General features: G+C 26.4%; 16 protein-coding genes. 4 read left to right on the top strand and 12 right to left on the bottom strand.

The genetic code is table 11. The features are described from left to right. Positions 1-5 precede the first annotated feature (5 nt). The 12 genes from ABLL_RS04020 to ABLL_RS14645 are packed head-to-tail and all read right to left on the bottom strand — an operon-like array spanning position 6 to position 14153. A complete protein-coding gene (locus ABLL_RS04020) occupies positions 6-2150 on the bottom strand; it encodes a bifunctional (p)ppGpp synthetase/guanosine-3',5'-bis(diphosphate) 3'-pyrophosphohydrolase (RefSeq protein ID WP_014473501.1) in 2145 nt (714 codons plus the stop codon). A gap of 38 nt (positions 2151-2188) precedes the next feature. Continuing rightward, positions 2189-2407, bottom strand: coding sequence for a DNA-directed RNA polymerase subunit omega (locus ABLL_RS04025; protein WP_014473502.1), 219 nt, complete (start codon positions 2405-2407; stop codon positions 2189-2191). Between the two features lie 20 nt (positions 2408-2427). Further along, positions 2428-3135, bottom strand: a complete 708-nt coding sequence (gene pyrH / locus ABLL_RS04030; RefSeq protein WP_014473503.1) for a UMP kinase — start codon at positions 3133-3135, stop codon at positions 2428-2430. Positions 3136-3191: 56 nt separating this feature from the next. After that, positions 3192-4259, bottom strand: coding sequence for an ATP-binding protein (locus ABLL_RS04035; RefSeq protein WP_014473504.1), 1068 nt, complete (start codon positions 4257-4259; stop codon positions 3192-3194). After that, the gene (gene pdxA / locus ABLL_RS04040; protein ID WP_014473505.1) at positions 4256-5191 is read right to left on the bottom strand and encodes a 4-hydroxythreonine-4-phosphate dehydrogenase; all 936 of its coding nucleotides are present in this window, start codon (positions 5189-5191) and stop codon (positions 4256-4258) included. The genes ABLL_RS04035 and pdxA overlap by 4 nt, the downstream gene beginning before the upstream one ends. Further along, complete coding sequence (locus tag ABLL_RS04045) at positions 5184-5969, bottom strand: pyridoxine 5'-phosphate synthase (RefSeq protein ID WP_014473506.1); 786 nt, start codon at positions 5967-5969, stop codon at positions 5184-5186. The genes pdxA and ABLL_RS04045 overlap by 8 nt, the downstream gene beginning before the upstream one ends. Positions 5970-6029: 60 nt before the next feature. Further along, complete coding sequence (locus ABLL_RS04050; protein ID WP_014473507.1) at positions 6030-7439, bottom strand: anthranilate synthase component I family protein; 1410 nt, start codon at positions 7437-7439, stop codon at positions 6030-6032. Positions 7440-7451: 12 nt separating this feature from the next. After that, a complete protein-coding gene (locus ABLL_RS04055) occupies positions 7452-8444 on the bottom strand; it encodes an SPOR domain-containing protein (RefSeq protein ID WP_014473508.1) in 993 nt (330 codons plus the stop codon). Positions 8445-8471: 27 nt separating this feature from the next. Next, complete coding sequence (locus ABLL_RS04060; RefSeq protein ID WP_014473509.1) at positions 8472-9734, bottom strand: serine hydroxymethyltransferase; 1263 nt, start codon at positions 9732-9734, stop codon at positions 8472-8474. A gap of 22 nt (positions 9735-9756) precedes the next feature. Continuing rightward, entirely contained in the window at positions 9757-11274 is a 1518-nt protein-coding gene (lysS, locus tag ABLL_RS04065; protein ID WP_014473510.1) for a lysine--tRNA ligase, read from the bottom strand. A gap of 12 nt (positions 11275-11286) precedes the next feature. Then, positions 11287-12021 carry a CvpA family protein gene (locus ABLL_RS04070; protein ID WP_014473511.1) on the bottom strand — a complete coding sequence of 245 codons (735 nt, stop codon included), beginning with the start codon at positions 12019-12021 and terminating at the stop codon, positions 11287-11289. A 56-nt stretch (positions 12022-12077) separates the two neighbouring features. Further along, positions 12078-14153, bottom strand: a complete 2076-nt coding sequence (locus tag ABLL_RS14645; RefSeq protein WP_014473512.1) for a sensor histidine kinase — start codon at positions 14151-14153, stop codon at positions 12078-12080. Between the two features lie 115 nt (positions 14154-14268). Between ABLL_RS14645 and ispG the strand changes: the two genes are divergently transcribed. The 4 genes from ispG (at position 14269) to ABLL_RS04095 (ending at position 19316) form a co-directional block, all read left to right on the top strand. Next, positions 14269-15330: a flavodoxin-dependent (E)-4-hydroxy-3-methylbut-2-enyl-diphosphate synthase gene (gene ispG, locus ABLL_RS04080; protein ID WP_014473513.1), complete on the top strand. Its 1062-nt coding sequence runs from the start codon at positions 14269-14271 to the stop codon at positions 15328-15330. After that, on the top strand, positions 15330-16625 hold the full coding sequence (locus ABLL_RS04085) for a diguanylate cyclase (RefSeq protein WP_014473514.1): 1296 nt from the start codon (positions 15330-15332) through the stop codon (positions 16623-16625). The genes ispG and ABLL_RS04085 overlap by 1 nt, the downstream gene beginning before the upstream one ends. A 52-nt stretch (positions 16626-16677) precedes the next feature. After that, entirely contained in the window at positions 16678-18120 is a 1443-nt protein-coding gene (locus tag ABLL_RS04090; protein ID WP_014473515.1) for a replicative DNA helicase, read from the top strand. Between the two features lie 185 nt (positions 18121-18305). Then, positions 18306-19316, top strand: a complete 1011-nt coding sequence (locus ABLL_RS04095; RefSeq protein WP_014473516.1) for a Wzz/FepE/Etk N-terminal domain-containing protein — start codon at positions 18306-18308, stop codon at positions 19314-19316. The last annotated feature ends 57 nt before the right edge of the window (positions 19317-19373 follow it).

The following is a 19373-nucleotide window of genomic DNA, read 5'->3' on the forward strand; positions in this document are numbered from 1 at the left end:
TTTAATTATTTATTATAAGCATCTTTTTTTGAAAAGAACTCGATAACTTTAACTTTTTTCTCTATTATTCTTCTTACTTCATCAATACTTGATTTATTTGTTTCAAATTCAATATCACAATATTGGATATATGAATGTTTTTGTCTTCCAAATTCTACACCTAAGATATAAAATTCATATTGTGCCATATAAGTTAAAACTTTGGCTAATTCACCTCTCGTATTTGGAATACTTATTACCATTTTGTATTGATATACACTATTTTGAGTCCATTTACAAAAAAGCATTTCTTGATTTGTTTTTATTTTATTGTAAGCTTTATCACACATTTTGTGATGAATTATAGCATCATTGCCATTTCTAAATGCTACTATGTCATCTCCAAATTTAGGATGACAACAATGGTCAAATGATACAGAACTTATACTGAAATTTGAATATATTAAGATATTGTCAAATTTATACTCTTTTATTTTACTTGTTAATATCTTAAATCTAGTCATTAGACCTTTATCTCTAATTATATTTTTTTCAATAATTAATTTTGTATGTTTGAAAAAATCTAAAATTTGAGGTATTTTATACAATGATTCAACAGGATAAATTTTTGTTATATCTTCATAATATCTTGAAAAAACAGTATTAATAATATTTTTACCAGATAATTCATCAATCTCTTTTTGTCTATGTGCACAAAGTAGTTTTATCTGTTTTTTAGCACGCGAAGTTTTAATCATTTCTATCCATGAACATCGAACAACAGTCTCATCTCCAATTTCAATTGATACAATATCGGTACTTTTTAAAACAGTTAAAAGAGATTTCTTTATTTTGTTAATATGACAAGAAACAGCACGTTTACCAATATTTGTGTGAACTGCAAAAGCAAAATCATAAGCAGTTGAACCAACTGGAAGTGTAAAAACTTCTCCCTTTGGTGAATAAACTATAATCTCTTCATTATACAAATCAGCTTTTGTTTCTTGATAAAATTCTTCTATATTTTCATTTGAAAATTCTAATGATTTTAACCAGTTAAGATTTGTTGTATTTTTTACACCAGTTTTATAAATCCAATGTGCTGCTATTCCATATTCTGCAATCTTATTCATTTCAAAAGAACGAATTTGTATTTCATAAACTTTAGAGTTATAAAATACTGTAGTATGAATTGTTTGATAACCATTCTCTTTTGGAGTTGCAACATAATCTTTAAATCTTGAAATTAAAGGTTTATATTCTAAATGAATAAATCCTAAAACTTTATAGCAATCTATGTCTTTATCAACTAAAATTCTAATTGCAAATAAATCTAAAACTTCTTCAATAGAAATACCTTTTCTTTGCATTTTTAAATAAATTGAATAGTGATGTTTTATTCTTGAGTATATTTTTATTTTATCTAAATCAAAACCATTTTTTTCTAATAAATTTTTAGTAGTAGTAATAAAATTATTAAAACTTAACTGCATTGCATGTTCATGTTCTTTTAAAAAAAGATCAATTTTTTTATATTCATTTGGATAAATATAAAAAAAGGCTAAATCTTCAAGAGAATTTTTTAAAGTTGAAATTCCTAATCTATTTGCGATTGGAACATAAACAACCAATGTTTCTTCAGCAATTCTTTTTTGTTTATTTGGAGGTAAAACACTAAGCGTTAGCATATTATGAAGTCTGTCACACAGTTTTACAACTAAAACTCTTGGATCATCTATTGATGCAATAAGCATTTTTCTAAAAGTTAGTGCAGAAGAGATAATCTTAGAATCATTTGCATCTTTTGAAGTTACAAATTCATGTTCTCTTATTTCAACAATCTTTGTAAGTCCATCAACCATATGTGCAATATCACTGCCCCAAGCATCATTTACAAAATCTAAAGAATATTCTGTATCTTCTACTACATCATGTAGTAAAGCAGTTGCGATGATTGCTTCATCTTTTGAAAAACTAGCAGTTACACAAGCAACTAGTATTGGATGAACACAATAAGGCTCACCACTTTTTCTAAATTGACCCTCATGTGCTTCTATAATAAAGTTAATAATTTCATATAACTTAGGTGATATATCAATCTGAGTTTTTAGTTTGTTAATAGCATCTTCAACACTATTTATGTGCTGAATTTCTTTGAAAAATTGCTCCATGTTATTTGAAACCTAAAGATAAGTTTTTTAACTTATCTTTATTTTTTATCAACAAATCCTTCAATTTTAAGAAGTCCACTTGCAATTTCATCTATTGCAATATCTGTATATTTCATTTTTTGAGTATTTAATTCTAATAAAGGTTTTGCACCTTTACTTAATTCATCTGCTCTTTGACCAACTGCAATTGCTAAAATATATCTGTCATTATCAACTTGTTTTAATGCTTTTGAAATTCTCTCTTCTAATCTTATCATACACTTTCCTTTGTATTTTTTTATTTAACGATTGAACATTTACTATAATCACCACTAATGATTTTAAGTAAATTGCCTTTTTCACTCATATTTGCAACAACTATTGGAAGTTTATTGTCTTTTGCCAATGCAATTGCTGTATCATCCATAACTTTGATATGGTCTTCTAATGCTTTATCATACGATAAAGTTTCTAATTTCTTTGCATCAGAATATTTCATTGGATCTTTATCATAAACACCATCAACTTTTGTTGCTTTTATTAACATTGATGCACCAATTTCTGTTGCTCTTAATGTTGCACCTGTATCTGTTGTGAAGTATGGATTTCCTGTTCCAGCTCCAAATATCACAACTCTACCTTTTTCTAAATGTCTCATTGCTTTTCTAACAATAAATGGTTCAGCTATTTGTTCCATTTTTATCGCAGTTTGAAGTCTTGCACTAAGCCCTTTATACTCTAAGGCTTCTTGCATTGCTATACCATTTATAACAGTTCCTAACATTCCCATATAATCAGCACTTGTTCTTTTTATTACACCATCAGCAGCGGCAGTTACACCCCGAATAATATTACCACCACCAATAACAATACCAACTTGAATATTGTTTTCTACTAAACTTTTTATCTCTTCAGCTATATAATCAAGTATTTGAGTATCAATACCATAACCTTCAGCACCAGCTAGTGCTTCACCAGAAAATTTAACAAGTACCCGTTTGTTCATATGTTTTTTTCCTTCAATAATTTTTGGATTTTATCTAAAAATATATTAACAAATTCTTAGCTTATAGCCCATTCATAAAAAGGAATTACATTTATTTTAATTTTTGGGTCATTAATTTTTTCACTATTTGAAATAGTTATTATATTTATTTCATTTATATTTAATTCAGATGCATTTTTTATTATTTTTTTTACTAAATTATTATTTAAAGAAGTATTAAAGAATGGAATTGAAACTATTGCTATATTTTTAGATTTTATATAAAAATCAATATTATCTAAATAAAAAATTTCGTCATTTTTATTTAAAAGTTCTAAAAAAATCATATTTGAAAATTCATTTTTAAACTTTTTCGTATATGATATGGCATTTAAAAAAGAGTAATTGTAGCAAAAGATTTTTTTTGATGTTTTTTCTTGATTATATTTTGATAAAAAAAATATAATTTTATTATTTTCTAAAATTTTGCAGATTTCATAAAATTTATCTTTTGAGAGTTTGATTTTTGTTTTTAGTGAATTAAACAATTGAAAAAGGGATTTTTTTTCATCAATATTTTCAATCATTATTTTAATTATTTCATATTGTGTTTCATCTTTACAAATAAGTTTAATAATCTCTTGTAATCGTTGAATTTTTTTATGCTCCTCAAGATTTATAATTTCAGGAAGATTTCCAAATTTTAAAAAACTATTAAAGCTTTGAGTAATATTTTGATGTTTATTATCATGTAAAAGATACTCTTCAAAATCTAATGCATTTAGATTTATTTGCTCAAAACCTTCAATATTTTGTTTAGAGGTTGTTGAAATTATGATGTTCTCACATTGAGGAAGTAAGAAAGAAAAATCAAAATTTTCTAAAATTAAAACAATAATTTCATTTTTTTTTATAAATTCTTGTAAATTCTTTGAAATATCATTTAAATCATTTCTTAAATCAGAAAAATCTACATAAAGATAATCTTTTGCTTTAAAATTTGATAAAAAATCATAAATCAAATAACTTTTTCCTGTCTTTGGAGCACCACTTATGATAGTTTTTGGATTTTCAATTTTGACTTTTCTTTCTATAAAATTAATTTTCGAAAAATTAATTTCATAGCAAGCTTCTAAATTTTTCATTTTTGTTTTGATACTAAATTTATTGCTTCTTTTATTGCATTTATATAACTTTGAGTATTTACATTTTCATTTTTATATGCAATGTTAAATGCAGTTCCATGGTCAACAGAAGTTCTAATTATTGGTAAATTTAGGCTTACATTTATACTTTCATCAAAATATAAAGCTTTGAGTGGAGCTAATCCTTGATCATGATACATAGCAACAAAATATGTATAATTCTTTCTTGAAAGAGGAGAAAATGCTGTATCTGGAACTAATGGCCCTTTAAAAATATCTTTTCCTAAATGTTTATTTGCTTTTTTTATAGCTTTAAAGATTTCTACCTCTTCATCACCTAAAACACCATTATCACTAGCATGAGGATTTAAGCCTAAAACACCGATATTATCATTTTTTACATTGTTATAAAAATCTATTAAAAATTGAGTTAGATCTTCTTCATTGATTTTTTTTGCAACTTTTCTTAAAGCAATATGTTCTGTAAATAAAGCTACAAACATTTTAGAACAACCAAGCATCATAATGGCATTTTTACCAAAATAATCTCTTAAAACTTCTGTATGACCTTTGTATCTTATTCCAGCTTTATTCCAAGATTCTTTATTAATAGGAAGTGTACATATTGCATCAACTTCTTTTTTATTTGCTAAATTTATTGCATCCATAAATGAATCATAAGAGTATTTACCTGATTTTTTTGTAACTGTTCCTGGTTTTATTTCAAATTCACCTTTTGTTTTATGAATTTCAAAATTTTCTGGAATTTTAGTTTTCAACTCTTCAGAAGCTTTTTTTAACATTTTATTATTAATGCAATAAATTGGGTGACAAATTTTTGAGATATCATCATGACATTTAAATGCTATTTCAATTCCAATACCATTTAAATCACCTATACTTATAGCTATTTTAGGTAGTTCTTTAGTCATTTTTTATTAATTCTTTCATATCAATTATTGCTTGATTTAATCCTGTAAAAACAGAACGTGCAATTATACTTTGACCTATATTTAACTCTTCAATTTCAGGTACTTTTGAAATAAAAGTCACATTTTGATAGTTTAATCCATGACCCGCTGCAACTTTTAAGCCCAATTTTTTTGCAAGTTTTGAAGAATTTTCAATCTCTTTTATAGATTTATTAAGTTTTGTTTTTAATTCACTTTTACTTAATTCTAGCTCTTTTATTGAGTGATGAGTTGAACTTAAATTTGAATAAAGCATTGCATAAATATTCGCAAATGTTCCAGTATGAAGCTCAACCCATTCAACTTCTAACTCTTTTGATAATTCAATAATTTCATCTTTTGGATCAATAAAAAGAGAAACTTCAATCTCATTTTGGTGAAGTTTATCTATTACTTTTTGTAATTTTTCAAAATTTCCTTTGACATCAAGTCCACCTTCTGTTGTAACTTCATTTCTATTTTCAGGTACAAGAGTAGCCCTTGTTGGTTTTAATTTACAAACTATATCTATAATATCACTATTTATTGAACATTCTAAATTTACTGGAAGAGAAGAATTATTTATTATAGCAATCGCATCTTCATCGTGAATATGACGTCTATCTTCTCTTAGATGAATAGTTATTTGGTTTGCACCAGATAGTTTACATATATTAAGTGCATCAAGGGGATTAGGGTCGTTTATCTTTCTAGCTTCTCTCAAAACTGCAATGTGGTCAATATTTACACCAAGTAACAAATTGTATCCTTTAATATTGGCTTTTTAGTATGAAATAATAGCCAATATTAAATTAAGAAATTAAGATAAGTCTTTTAAAGTTGAGATATTAGCTGCAAGTTTATTTTGAACTTCAAGATATTCAAGTTCAGGATTAGAATCAGCAACAACTCCAGCACCTGCTTGGAAAATTACTGTATCATCAGTTAACATAGTAGTTCTTATTGTAATTGCACTATCCATATTTCCATCAAAACCAAAATAAGCAATACTTCCAGAATAGAAGTTTCTTTTTATTCCTTCAAATTGTGCTATTAATTCCATTGCTCTTATTTTTGGAGCTCCTGTCATAGTTCCAGCTGTAAAAGTAGCCATAAATAAATCAAACATATCGTATTTGTCATCAATTATAGCTTCAACGTCAGAAACCATATGCATAACGTGAGAATATCTCTCTACTCTCATCAAGTCTGTTACTTTTACAGTTCCTGGACGTGCAACACGTCCTACATCATTTCTCCCTAAATCTACAAGCATGATATGTTCTGCTCTCTCTTTTGCATCATTTACCATTTCAAGTTCAAGTTCTAAATCTCTATCAAGATTTTTTCCTCTTTTTCTTGTACCTGCAATAGGTCTTAAAAGTAAATGTCCATCAACAAGTCTAATCATAACTTCTGGACTACTTCCTGCAATTGTAAATCTTTCAAATTCAAGTAAAAATAAATATGGACTTGGGTTTTTACTTCTTAATGCTCTATAAAAACTTAAGTGATCCACGATAGCTTTTTGAGTGAATCTATTTGACATTAAAATTTGAAAAACATCTCCTGCTTTAATCATCTCTTTAGATTTTGAAACCATTTCAAAAAATTCTTCTTTTGTAAAATTGAATTTACCTTCATCTAAAATAGTTGCTTTTTTTAAAGGAGCATATGAATAAGTTGTATAGAGAATATCTTCAATTATATCTAGTTCATTTTTTTTAGATTCGACAGATGTAACCATAACAAGTTTTGAAGTTTTATGAGAAAATCCTAAAATTATATTTGGTCTTATTAAATCCAAATCAGGAATATCTAGTTGATCAACTAAATTATTCATTGAATTTTTTAATTTTGGTTCAAATTCTTTTCCAATATCATAACCAACATTCCCAATAAAACCATCTATTAAACCAATTCCAAGTTCTAAAGCTTTGTCTTTATATAGTTGTTTATCAAAATTTTTATAATATTTTTTTAAAAAAGTTAAAGGATTTGAGTCTACAATTTGAACATTACCTTCTTCATTTTTATAATAACAAGTATCTTTATCATACCAAACTCTCTCTCTATCTCCTATGATTATATATGAATAGTTTCCTTCATTTGAATTTATTGTACTTTCAAATAAAAAAGTAATTTCATTTTTATATAATGATTTTACTTTTTCATAAATTGAAACAGGTGTGAATTGGTCTAAAAAAAGTTCTTTTGTGTAAAAATTCATAATTTTCTCTTTTTAAAATTTAACAACAAAGGCACTTGTAAGATTAAGTTTTTGTTTTATGTCTTCCACACTTTCAGATGCAGCTGCTTTTGATGAATATGGTCCAATTAAAACTTTATTATATGTTACGCCTTTTATTTCTTGTTGATAAACTTTATATTTAAATTTGGCATTTCTTATTGTATTTATATAACTATCAGATGGTTTTTTTGTAAAAGCTCCAACTTGAACAAAATATCCAGATGAAATAGATGAAGAAGATGGAGAATCCATTAAATCTCTAACAGATTTTTTTTGTTCAACATTTCTTTCACTAACTTCTTTTACTGTATTAGCTTTTTTTTCTGATGTTTGAACTACTTTTTCTTTTTGAGTAGATTTTTTCTCTTCTATTTTTTTTATAGTTTCATCTAAAGTTTCATTAGAAATATTAGAAGGTGCTTCCTCTTGAATAGTTTCTCTTTCCTGTTGAGGCTCATTATCTGTTGTTTGTTGCATATTTTGAAGCCTTTGATCTGCTGGAATTGCATTTTCAGGGATCATTGGTTCATTTGAATCTTTTTTTACTCTTTCATTAATAATTTTTTGGAAATTTTCCTCAATATTATTATTTTCAGATAATTTTTTTATTTCTGAAGAGTTAGCATTATTTGATGTGAATTGATCATCCTTAGCTGGATCATTTGTAAGAAGTCTTATGATAATAATAGTTAATAAAAATAGTACTACAAGAACAATACCTAAAATTAGGTATTTTTTCTTATTTTCTTCATTATTATCATTTGAAGTTCCAAGCATAATATTATCAAGTTCATGTTCATTTGATTCAAATTGTGTATTTCTATTTAAACCAATTGAATCATTATTCATATTTAAATTATTATTAAGATTAATATCGTTAATTGAAACTTCAACTTCTTCAAGTTCACTTAGCTTTCGCTCTAACTCTTCTCTTTCTTGTTGAAGTTGAACTTTTTTTATGAACTCTTCACCTTTTATTTGCATAACTTATCCTTATTTTATCTCTAAATCCTAGAAAGTCGATTGATTGTAAATCACAAAGTTTGAAGCAAGTTCTTCTAACTCTTTGCTGATTTTAGCATGTAATGCTGAATCTTCAATGTTATCTAATACATCACAAATTTTGTTTGCAATAATTTCAAACTCTTTTTCTTTCATCCCACGTGCAGTTAATGCTGGACTTCCTATTCTAATTCCTGATGTTACAAATGGACTTCTTGTCTCTCCTGGTACTGTGTTTTTATTTACAGTAATTCCAGCATTTCCTAAAGCTGCATCTGCATCTTTTCCACTAAATGGTTTATTTAAAAAACTTACTAAAATTAAGTGATTATCTGTTCCACCTGAAACAATATCATATCCTCTTTTTGTAAGTACTTCTGCTAATACTTTTGCATTTGCTTTTACTTGTTTTGCATAATCTTTCCATGATGGATCTAAAATCTCTTTAAATGCAACAGCTTTTGCAGCAATTACATGAACTAATGGTCCACCTTGTAATCCTGGGAAAATAGCACTATTTATTTTTTTAGCAATATCTTCATCATTTGTCATAATCATACCACCTCTTGGACCTCTTAAAGTCTTATGAGTAGTAGTTGTAACAACATCAGCATAAGGAAATGGACTCATATGTTCACCAGCAGCAACAAGTCCTGCAATGTGAGCAATATCAGCAAATAAAATAGCACCAACAGCATCAGCTATTTCTCTGAATTTTTTAAAGTCAATTTCTCTTGCGTATGCAGAAGCACCACATACAATGATTTTTGGTTGACAAATTTTTGCAATTTCCATAACTTTGTCATAATTGATTCTACCATCTAATTCAACACCATAATAAAAAGCAGAATAGTTTTTACCAGAAAAAGAAGGTTTAGAACCATGAGTTAAATGTCCACCATGAGATAAATCCATACCTAAGATTTTATCACCAGCACTTAATAATGCAGCATAAACAGCACCATTAGCTTGGCTTCCTGAATGAGGTTGAACATTAGCATAAGTACAACCAAAGATTTTACAAGCTCTATCAATTGCTAATTGCTCAACAGCATCAGCAAACTCACAACCACCATAATATCTTTTATAAGGATAACCCTCAGCATATTTGTTAGTAAAAACAGAACCCATAGCTTGCATAACAGCAGGACTAGTGAAGTTTTCACTAGCAATCATTTCTAAATGATTTGTTTGTCTTTTTAATTCATTTTCTATTATTGAAAATACTTCATTATCTGCTTCTTTTAGATTTGCGCTTGATACAAAACTCATCTTCTCTCCTATTTCTTTTATTTTATATTTCTTGATCTGATAAAAGATCTACTTCTTGTTTAATTGGTTTCATTGCAGGGAAAAGTAATACATCTCTAATAGAGTGTTCATTTGTTAACATCATTACTAATCTATCAATTCCAATACCTTGACCTGCTGTTGGAGCCATTCCATAAGATAATGCATTTACAAAATCTTCATCCATTTCATGTGCTTCATCATCGCCACTATTTTTTGCTGCCATTTGTCCTTCAAATCTTTGAAGTTGGTCTAATGGGTCATTTAACTCACTAAAGGCATTTGCAATTTCTTTACCTGCAATAAATAACTCAAATCTATCTGTTAAATGTGGTTTTTCATCATTTCTTCTTGCAAGTGGAGAAATTTCTACTGGATATTCAGTTATAAATGTAGGATTGATTAATTTTTCTTCAACATATTCATCAAATAATTCACCTTGAAGTTGTCCTAAATTCATATTTTCATTTGCTTCAAGATTATTTGCTCTTAAAAATGCAAGAATTTTATCTTTATCTTCAACTATGTCTTGTGGTACTCCACCAATTTCATATAAAGATTGAATTAATGGAATCTCTGTAAATTTATTAAAATCAATTTTTAATTCCCCATAAGGTAAAAGTGTTGGTAAATTTAAATGTTCAAATAAATATTCAAAATATTCTTTTGTAATAACAATTAAATCTTTGTAAGTTTTATATGCCCAATAAAATTCAATAGAAGTAAATTCTGGATTATGTGTTGCATCCATTCCTTCATTTCTAAAATTTCTATTAATTTCAAATACAGCTTCGAATCCACCTACAATTAATCTTTTTAAATATAATTCTGGTGCAATTCTTAAAAATCTATCAACACCTAAAGCATTGTGATGAGTAACAAATGGTTTTGCATTCGCTCCTCCTGCAATTGGGTGCATCATAGGAGTTTCAACTTCTAAGAAACCTTTGTTTTCAAAGAATCTTCTTGTAAGACTTATAACTTTACTTCTAATTTGGAAAGTTTTTCTAACTTCACTATTCATAATTAAGTCTAAATATCTTTGTCTATATCTTAACTCTTTATCTTGGATTCCATGATATTTTTCTGGAAGTGGAGAAATGGCTTTTGTAAGTATTTTTAAACCATCAGCGTGAAGTGAAAGTTCTCCCTGTCCTGTAACAAATGGGAAACCTGAAACTTCTATAATATCTCCAACTTCAACATTCTTTTTGAAAATGTCATTGTAAAAACCTTCTGGTAAATTATCTCTTGATACATAAATTTGAAGCATTCCACTTTCATCTTCTATTTTTACAAATGCAGCTTTTCCCATAAGTCTAAAAAATTTAATTCTACCTGCAACTGTATAATTTCTATTTTCATCTCTTTTTTCTTCGATTTGTAAAATATCACTATTTACATTTAGATATTTTGCAATTGTACAATTTCTTGAACTTTCATTTGAATAAGGGTTAATCCCTGCTTCTCTTAACTTTTCTGCTTTTTCTATTCTTTGTTGTATATAATTATTTTCAAACAATATTAAATCCCTTTATTGATTTTCTTCTGGTTTATTTGCAATATTTTTTAATTTTTCTTTTATCGCATCTACTTGTTCCGAAGTTTTATTTGTAGAATCTTCTATTTTTTCTTCTACTTGTTGTATAACTTCTTCTTTCACAGCTTCTTGAACATCATTTACAGTTGAATTAACTTCTTCTTTGATATTTGAAGTAGCATCTTTAATAATTGGAGCATCTTTTACCGTTTTTACAGCTTTATCAAAACTATTAGCAATAGAATCGGTATCTAATTTTATGATATATGATCCAACGCTAATTAGATGTGGCATTACAACAGAAGTTGCAAATTTCTCATCAATAACTTTTCTGAAAGAATGAACTTGATAAAGCGCATAGGCAATAACTGAAAAAATTAAAAATATTTTAGCTGCACCAAATACAAATCCTAAAATTCTATCAATTATTCCTAATCCACTTGCAGAAAATATTTTACTAACTACAAGTCCAGCACTATAAACAACAAGCCAAACACCAACTAAAGCAACTACAAATCCAATTAATTTGATAGTTGCTTCATTTTCTAATACTAATATTGGAGCTAATAAATCACCTGTTTCTTTTGAAATTCTTGAAGCTACAAAAATTGCACCAATGATTCCAATAATTCCAAAAACTTCTTTGATAAGCCCTCTAAATAGACCTTTTAATCCTAAAATAAGAGTAATAGATATTATTATTAAATCAAAAATAGCAAAACCTTGCATAAAAATCCTTTTCTTATTAATGCGGGTATTGTATCTAATCTTTTCAAAATAGAAGTTTAATTAAAATCAATAATAAAATTAGTTCCAGAATATTTTTTATTCTCATAGTCAAAGGTTACATTTTTAATATCAATTTTATAAGCTAAATTTTTTACAAAAAATTCTTGAACTACATAAAGACCTAATCCAACGCCAAAAGCTTGGTGTTTTGTAGTAAAATATGGTTCTAGTATTTTTGAGAGTAATTTCTCATCTATTCCATTTCCTGTATCTTTTATTTGCAATATTTTATTTGTAAAATCAATAAAAATATATCTCTCATCTTCTTGTTTATTTTCTATCAAAGCATAAACTGAGTTATCAAGAATATTTAAAATTGCTTGAGAAAAGTCATTTTTATTACAATCCAAAATCATATCATTGTCATAAGTAAATATGCATTTTATTGAATTTTTTTCAAATATTGAGTCAAAAAAATTAATGGTGTTGTTTATTGATTCTACAAAGGAAAATCTTACTATGCTATCATCTTTATTAAAAAAATTTGTAAAGTTTTCTATTGTATTTGAAAGTCTTTGAGTGTTATCTATTATGATATTGCAAGAGTTATTAAAATCTTCATTATTTAAAGAATTTAACTCTTTTTGGATTTTCATTCCACTTGCTATTGTACTTATTACACTTAAAGGTTGTCTCCATTGATGAGCAATATTTTTTAAAGTATCTGCAATTGCAGCTATTTTTGATTGTTGATAAAGTAATCTATCTTTTTCTTTATCTTTTTCTATTTGTTCAACTTCTTTTGTTATATCTGTAAATGTAGCTATTATGTAATTTTCATTATTTATCATTGAAGCTTTTAATGAAAAATGAGTAATTTCATCATTTGAGTTTTTTATAGCAACTTTAAAATTTTTATCTTCATTACTTAAAACATATTCCGCCCAATTTTTACCACCATAATCTTTTTTTATTATATAAAATTCATTGTCCATATCAATAAATGTATTACAAATACAAACATAATTCTTTCTAAATTCTTCTAGATTATTTGCATCTTTAAAAAAATCATATAATTTTTTATTTGCATCAATTATCTCTTCACCATTTGTAATTACGATTATATTTGATTGAGAATCTAAGATTGATTGTTTTTTATTTTCTTGGGATTTTATCTCTTTTAGATGAGATGAATATAAATAGATTAGAAATGAGAAAAATATTATGATTAGTGCAATTACAGAAACCATGATAATTTGAACTTTAAATGATTTTACAATTTGTAAATCAATATTATTTAAATCCATAAAATTTATAATGTAAGCTAATTTTTCATTATTTTTGTCATATAAAATAAAATTTGAAATTAGATAACCATTTTCAACTATAAAGTTAGGAATATTGATATATTTTTCTACATTGTTATTTTTTACATAATTAACTAAATCTAGATTTGCATTTTTATTTGCAATATAATAATCATCTATAAAAATATTTGTATATGGATATTTTAATATTTTTCTATATTTTTTATCAGTGATTACTAAACAATCAATATTATTTTCTTTTAAATCTTTGGAGATAGAATTGAAGTGAGTGATAACTTCTAGTGCTCCTAAAAAATTGTTGTTATAATCAAAAATAGGTGTTCTTGCTTTTAATGTAAGATTAAATAAAGCTACACTTATTGAAGTAGAAACATTTTGATTTGTTAAAGTGTTTTTTAAATCTTTTCTAAAAAGTAAATTATCACCTTTTAAATCAGTCCAAGAACGATAAATACTTTTTCCATTTTTATCAACTATTTGAATCCAAACATCTTTATATTTCGTATGTTCTTTTATTTCAGCAGATATTTTTTTATAATCAAGTTTTTCATAGTCTTGAGTTTGCATAAATTTATATAAACTATCATTTTTTGCAAGTGCAAGAGCTATTGCTAAAGTAGTATTTTGTTTGTCTTTTATAAGATTTTGAGTCATTTTTACAATATTTATATGTGTTGTATTATAAATAGAATTTAAAAGATTTTCTTGTTTACTTGAAATATAATAGTAGGTTCCTAAAATTATGAAAGTTGTAAGAGTTAAAAATAATAAAATTATGATGTAGATATTCTTTTTTGATTTCATATGATTACAGTAACTTATTGCTAAATTTATTAGCTTTGATTATATAAAATAACTTCTTTTTTTTTTATTAAAATGTTTCATATTAAATTAATATTTTTGTGATAAAATCTCGTTTATGATAAAAAGATACCCAACAAAACAGATATTCGTAGGAAATGTTCCTATTGGTGGAGATGCACCAATTCCAGTACAATCAATGACTTTTTCAAAAACATCAGATGTTAAAGCAACAGTAGAACAAATCACAAAATTACATTTTGCTGGTGCTGATATAGTAAGAGTTGCTGTTCCAAATATGGAAGCAGCCTTGGCATTAAAAGAGATTAAATCACAAGTAGAATTGCCACTTGTAGCAGATATTCATTTTCATTATAAATTAGCTTTGGTTGCTGCTGAAGTTGTGGATTGTATTAGAATCAATCCAGGAAATATTGGTGATAAAAATAGAGTTCAAGAAGTTGTTAAGGCTTGTACAGAGCGAAATATACCTATTAGAATTGGAGTAAATTCTGGGTCGCTTGAAAAGCAATTTGAAGACAAATATGGACAAACACCACAAGGTATGGTAGCTAGTGCTGATTACAATATCAAATATCTTGAAGATTTAGGATTTACAAACTTAAAAGTTTCACTAAAAGCAAGTGATGTTCAAAGAACAGTAGAAGCTTATAGAATGTTAAGACCTATGAATAATTATCCATTTCATTTAGGTGTTACAGAAGCTGGAACTCAATTTCACTCAACTATTAAATCATCAATAGCTTTAGGTTCACTTTTACTTGATGGAATAGGAGATACTTTAAGAGTATCTATGACAGGAGAACTTGAAGAAGAGATAAAAGTTGGACGTGCAATACTAAAAGATGTTGGAATAGCAAAAGAGGGATTAAATATTGTTTCTTGTCCTACTTGTGGAAGAATAGAAGCAGATTTAGTAAGTGCAGTTACAGAAATAGAAAATAGAACAAAACATATTAAAACACCACTAGATGTTTCAGTTATGGGATGTGTTGTAAATGCAATAGGTGAAGCAAAAAGTGCAGATGTTGCAATTGCCTTTGGAAAAGGAAGTGGGCTTGTAATGAAAAAAGGTGAAATCATAGCCAAACTTTCAGGTAGTGAATTAATAAACAAATTTATTGAGGAAGTAGAAATAGAGGCAGAAAAAAGAAAATAATGCAAACTGCAAAAGCAAATTTTCAATTTTTTTTGGCAACTGAAGTTGAATCTATCACTGATGAATTTTTGAAGAAGTATATTATAAATGTGCGAGATATTGAAGATGAAGAGTTTGAAGAAATAAAAAACTTTTTTTCTTTGATAATAAAATACATTTGTACAAGCCAGATAGATAAAGCAGTTATAATTTGTAAAGAATTGATACATAACAACATTGAATTGGGCATTCCATATGTTATGTTGACTCATGAATTAATCAATCTAATAGGCTTGATTATGAAAAAGTTACTTTATAAAAATGCAAAAAATGAACTTTATGAATTGTATCAGTTACAAGCAGTTTTTGAAGATACTATCGCAAAAATCTATTTAGATAAATATGTAAAAGATTTACAAAAGAAAAATTCTTTGAGAATATCAGGACTTAGTGATATATATGAACAAAATATTATTTTGTATTATAAATCTCATTTAGAATGGCTAACAGATTTATCAACAGCAGTTTCTCTAAGAGAAAATAGATTTTTCCCTGAAACAAATCATAATTTATGTGTTTTTGGTAAATGGTTATTAGATTCAGGGAAAAATATAATACAAAATAATTCAAAATATAAAAATATTTCAAAGTTACATGAAAATTTACATTTTATTGCAAAGCAGATTCAAAATTATATTTTAGAAGAAAAACCAAATAATCATATAATATTGACATATTTAGAAAAATGTGAAATGTTGTCTTTATCTTTGGGAACTGAATTGGCTTTGATTGATAATACTTTGATAAATTCTCAAGCTTCAAAAGACCCTTTAACAGGTGCTTTAAATAGACAAAGATTAAATAAACTTTATACAAATCAACTGGAAATATCTTTTGCCACAAGCGAGCCTTTTGTTCTTGCTATGTGTGATTTTGATTTTTTTAAAAAAATAAATGATAATTATGGTCATATAGCAGGAGATAAAATGCTTGAAAATTTTGTCCCATTAGTGAAACAAACTCTTAGAACTTCGGATATGATTATTAGATATGGTGGTGAAGAATTTATATTTATTTTACCTGCAATAAAAGAGAAAAAAGCAAGAGAATTATTGAATGAAGTAAAAGAAAATTTTGCAAAATTTGTATTAGATTATGAAAATCATAAAATATCTACGACTTTAAGTATAGGGATGTATGAAATTAATCCTGAAAATTGTGATAGAAGTTTTTTTAGAGATTCAAATAATGCAATCTCAATAGTCGATAAAAAATTATATGAAGCAAAAAATAGCGGTAGAAATAGGGTTTGTTGATACTTTAATTTGCTTTTAGATACAATCATTTCCTTAAAAAATTGGAGACGGAATGGATAGTGTTTATAGTATAAATATTGAAAGAGCTGTATTAAGTTCTATTTTATTTAACCCAGAAGAGTTAGAAGATGTTTTAGGTGTATTAAAACCAAAAGATTTTTATCTTCCAGCTCATAAAAAAATTTTTGAAGTGATGGTAAAACTTCATAATGATGATATGCCAATAGATGAAGAATTTATACGAAAAAGACTTGATTCAAAAGATGTTGATGACTCTATCTTACTTGAAATTCTTTCTGCAAATCCAATAACAAATACTTTAGCTTATGTAAGAGAAATCAAAGATGGTGCGGTAAAAAGAGAATTAGCCTCACTAGCAACAACTATAAAAAAAGTGGCTATTGAAGAAGAAGTAAGTGCAAATGAAGCACTTGATACTATTCAAGGTGAACTTTATAAAATATCAACAGATAGTGCAACTAGCGAATTAAAAGATATGCATACTATCACTCATGATACTTTATCTTATATTGAAAAGATGAAAAAACTTGGAAATAAACATCTTATTGGTGAAACAACAGGTTTTGATGCACTTGATAGAAGAACAACAGGTTTTAATGAAGGGGACTTGATAATCATAGCAGCACGGCCAGCTATGGGGAAAACTGCCCTTGTACTTAATATGGCACTTAAAAATGTGGAAAGAGGAAAAGGAGTAATATTTTTCTCACTAGAGATGCCAGCAGAACAACTAATGCTTAGGATGTTGGCTGCAAAAACTTCTATTCCTTTACAAAATCTTAGAAAAGGTGATATGGATGATTCTCAATGGTCAAATCTTAGTGCAGCTTTTGATGATTTAAATAAAAAGAAACTTTTTGTTGATGATGGTGGAAGTATTAATATCAACCAACTTAGAGCAAGAGTGAGAAAGTTAGCTCAAAATGAAGCAAACAATATAAAACTTGTGATTATTGATTATCTTCAACTAATGCAAGGAACTGGAAATAAAGATAGACACCAAGAAGTTTCTGATATTTCAAGAGGTTTAAAAATGCTTGCAAGGGAGATGAAAATACCTATTATTGCACTTTCTCAGCTAAATAGGGGACTTGAAAATAGACCAGATAAAAGACCAATGTTAAGTGATTTAAGAGAATCTGGAGCTATTGAGCAAGATGCTGATATCATCATGTTTGTTTATAGAGATGATGTTTATAAAGAGAGAGAAGAAGCTAAAAAAGAAAAAGAAGCAAAAGATAAAGGTGAAGATTATAAATCTAAATTTATAAATAAACCAGTTGAAGAAGCAGAAGTTATTATAGGTAAGCAAAGAAATGGTCCAATTGGAACAGTTAAACTTGATTTCCAAAAAGCGCTTACAAGATTTGTTGATAAAGAAAATGAAAATAGTGCAGCTCCAATAGAAGTGATATTTGAAAATATTGCTGATACAGAAAAAGAGACAAATATTGATATACCTGATATTTTGTAATTTAGAATAACAATAATTTTTAAAAAATAATATAAATATTACTTATGATTAGTTACTAAATGACACATAAAATGAGATTTGTTTGAGATTTTAATATTAAATTTTCAATATTTAAAAAAAGAGTCCAAAAAGAGTCATTTTCAAGTTATAATAACAACTAATTTTAGAATAGGGAAGATAGAGTTTTGCAAGAAAAAGAATATATAGTTGAAGATGAAATAGATTTGAAAGAGTTATTTAAAGTACTTTGGAATAAAAGAGTATTTATTTTAATTATTACAGCAATTATTACACTATTAGCAATAATTTATGTAAATATAAAAACACCAATTTATGAGGTAAAATCAGTAGTACGAATAGGTTATATTGGTGGAGCTTTAGTTGAAAATAGTAATGTTTTAGAAAAAAAATTAAGGCTTATTTTTAATGTTGATATTCCTCAACAAATAACAAAAGATGAAGCTATAGTATCAAATATCGCAGCAGTTAAAAAAGTAGAAAATTTTTTGGAAATCGCTACTTTAGGATATTCAAATGATCAAGCCTTAGCAAAAAATAAAGAAATTTTAGATTTCTTAAAAAATGAATATAAATATAAGATAGATGAATATATCTTAAATACAAATTTGAATATAAAAAATCTTGAAGAACAGATAAAATATATAGAAAATGTAACAAAAGTTGAAAAAGAAGAACAGATAAATTTTTTAAATAGTATTGAATTAACAACAATAGAAAATAAACTAAATTTCAATAAAGAAAAACTATCACAATATCAAGAAAATATAAATCAAATAACAAAAAGAAGAAGTTCTGATAATACACAAAATATGTTATCAGCGATGGAAATATTGAATTATCAAAATTTGATATTAAATCTTCAAAATCAAATCGAGAATTTAAATAAAGAAAAACAAAATATTTTAAATGAAAAAATACCAAATCTAAAAAGAGATTTGGAATTTGATATAAAAAATAGAATAGAAAAAATAAAAGACAATATCTCACTAGAAAAACTAAAACTTACAAACAATATAGCAAAAAATAGTGAAGTTGTTGGAGATGTTTTAGTAGATGACAAACCAATAAAACCTAAAAAATTATTGATTATAGTTGTTGCCTTTGTAACAGGATTTATACTTGCTATATTTGCTGTATTTTTTATGCAATTTATAAATAATATTAAAAATGATTAATTCAATATTATTTAACAATGATGTTAGGAAGATGTGGGTATAATCCCGCATTTTATT

This window comes from Arcobacter sp. L (assembly GCF_000284235.1).
In the GTDB taxonomy this organism is placed as follows: domain Bacteria; phylum Campylobacterota; class Campylobacteria; order Campylobacterales; family Arcobacteraceae; genus Aliarcobacter; species Aliarcobacter defluvii.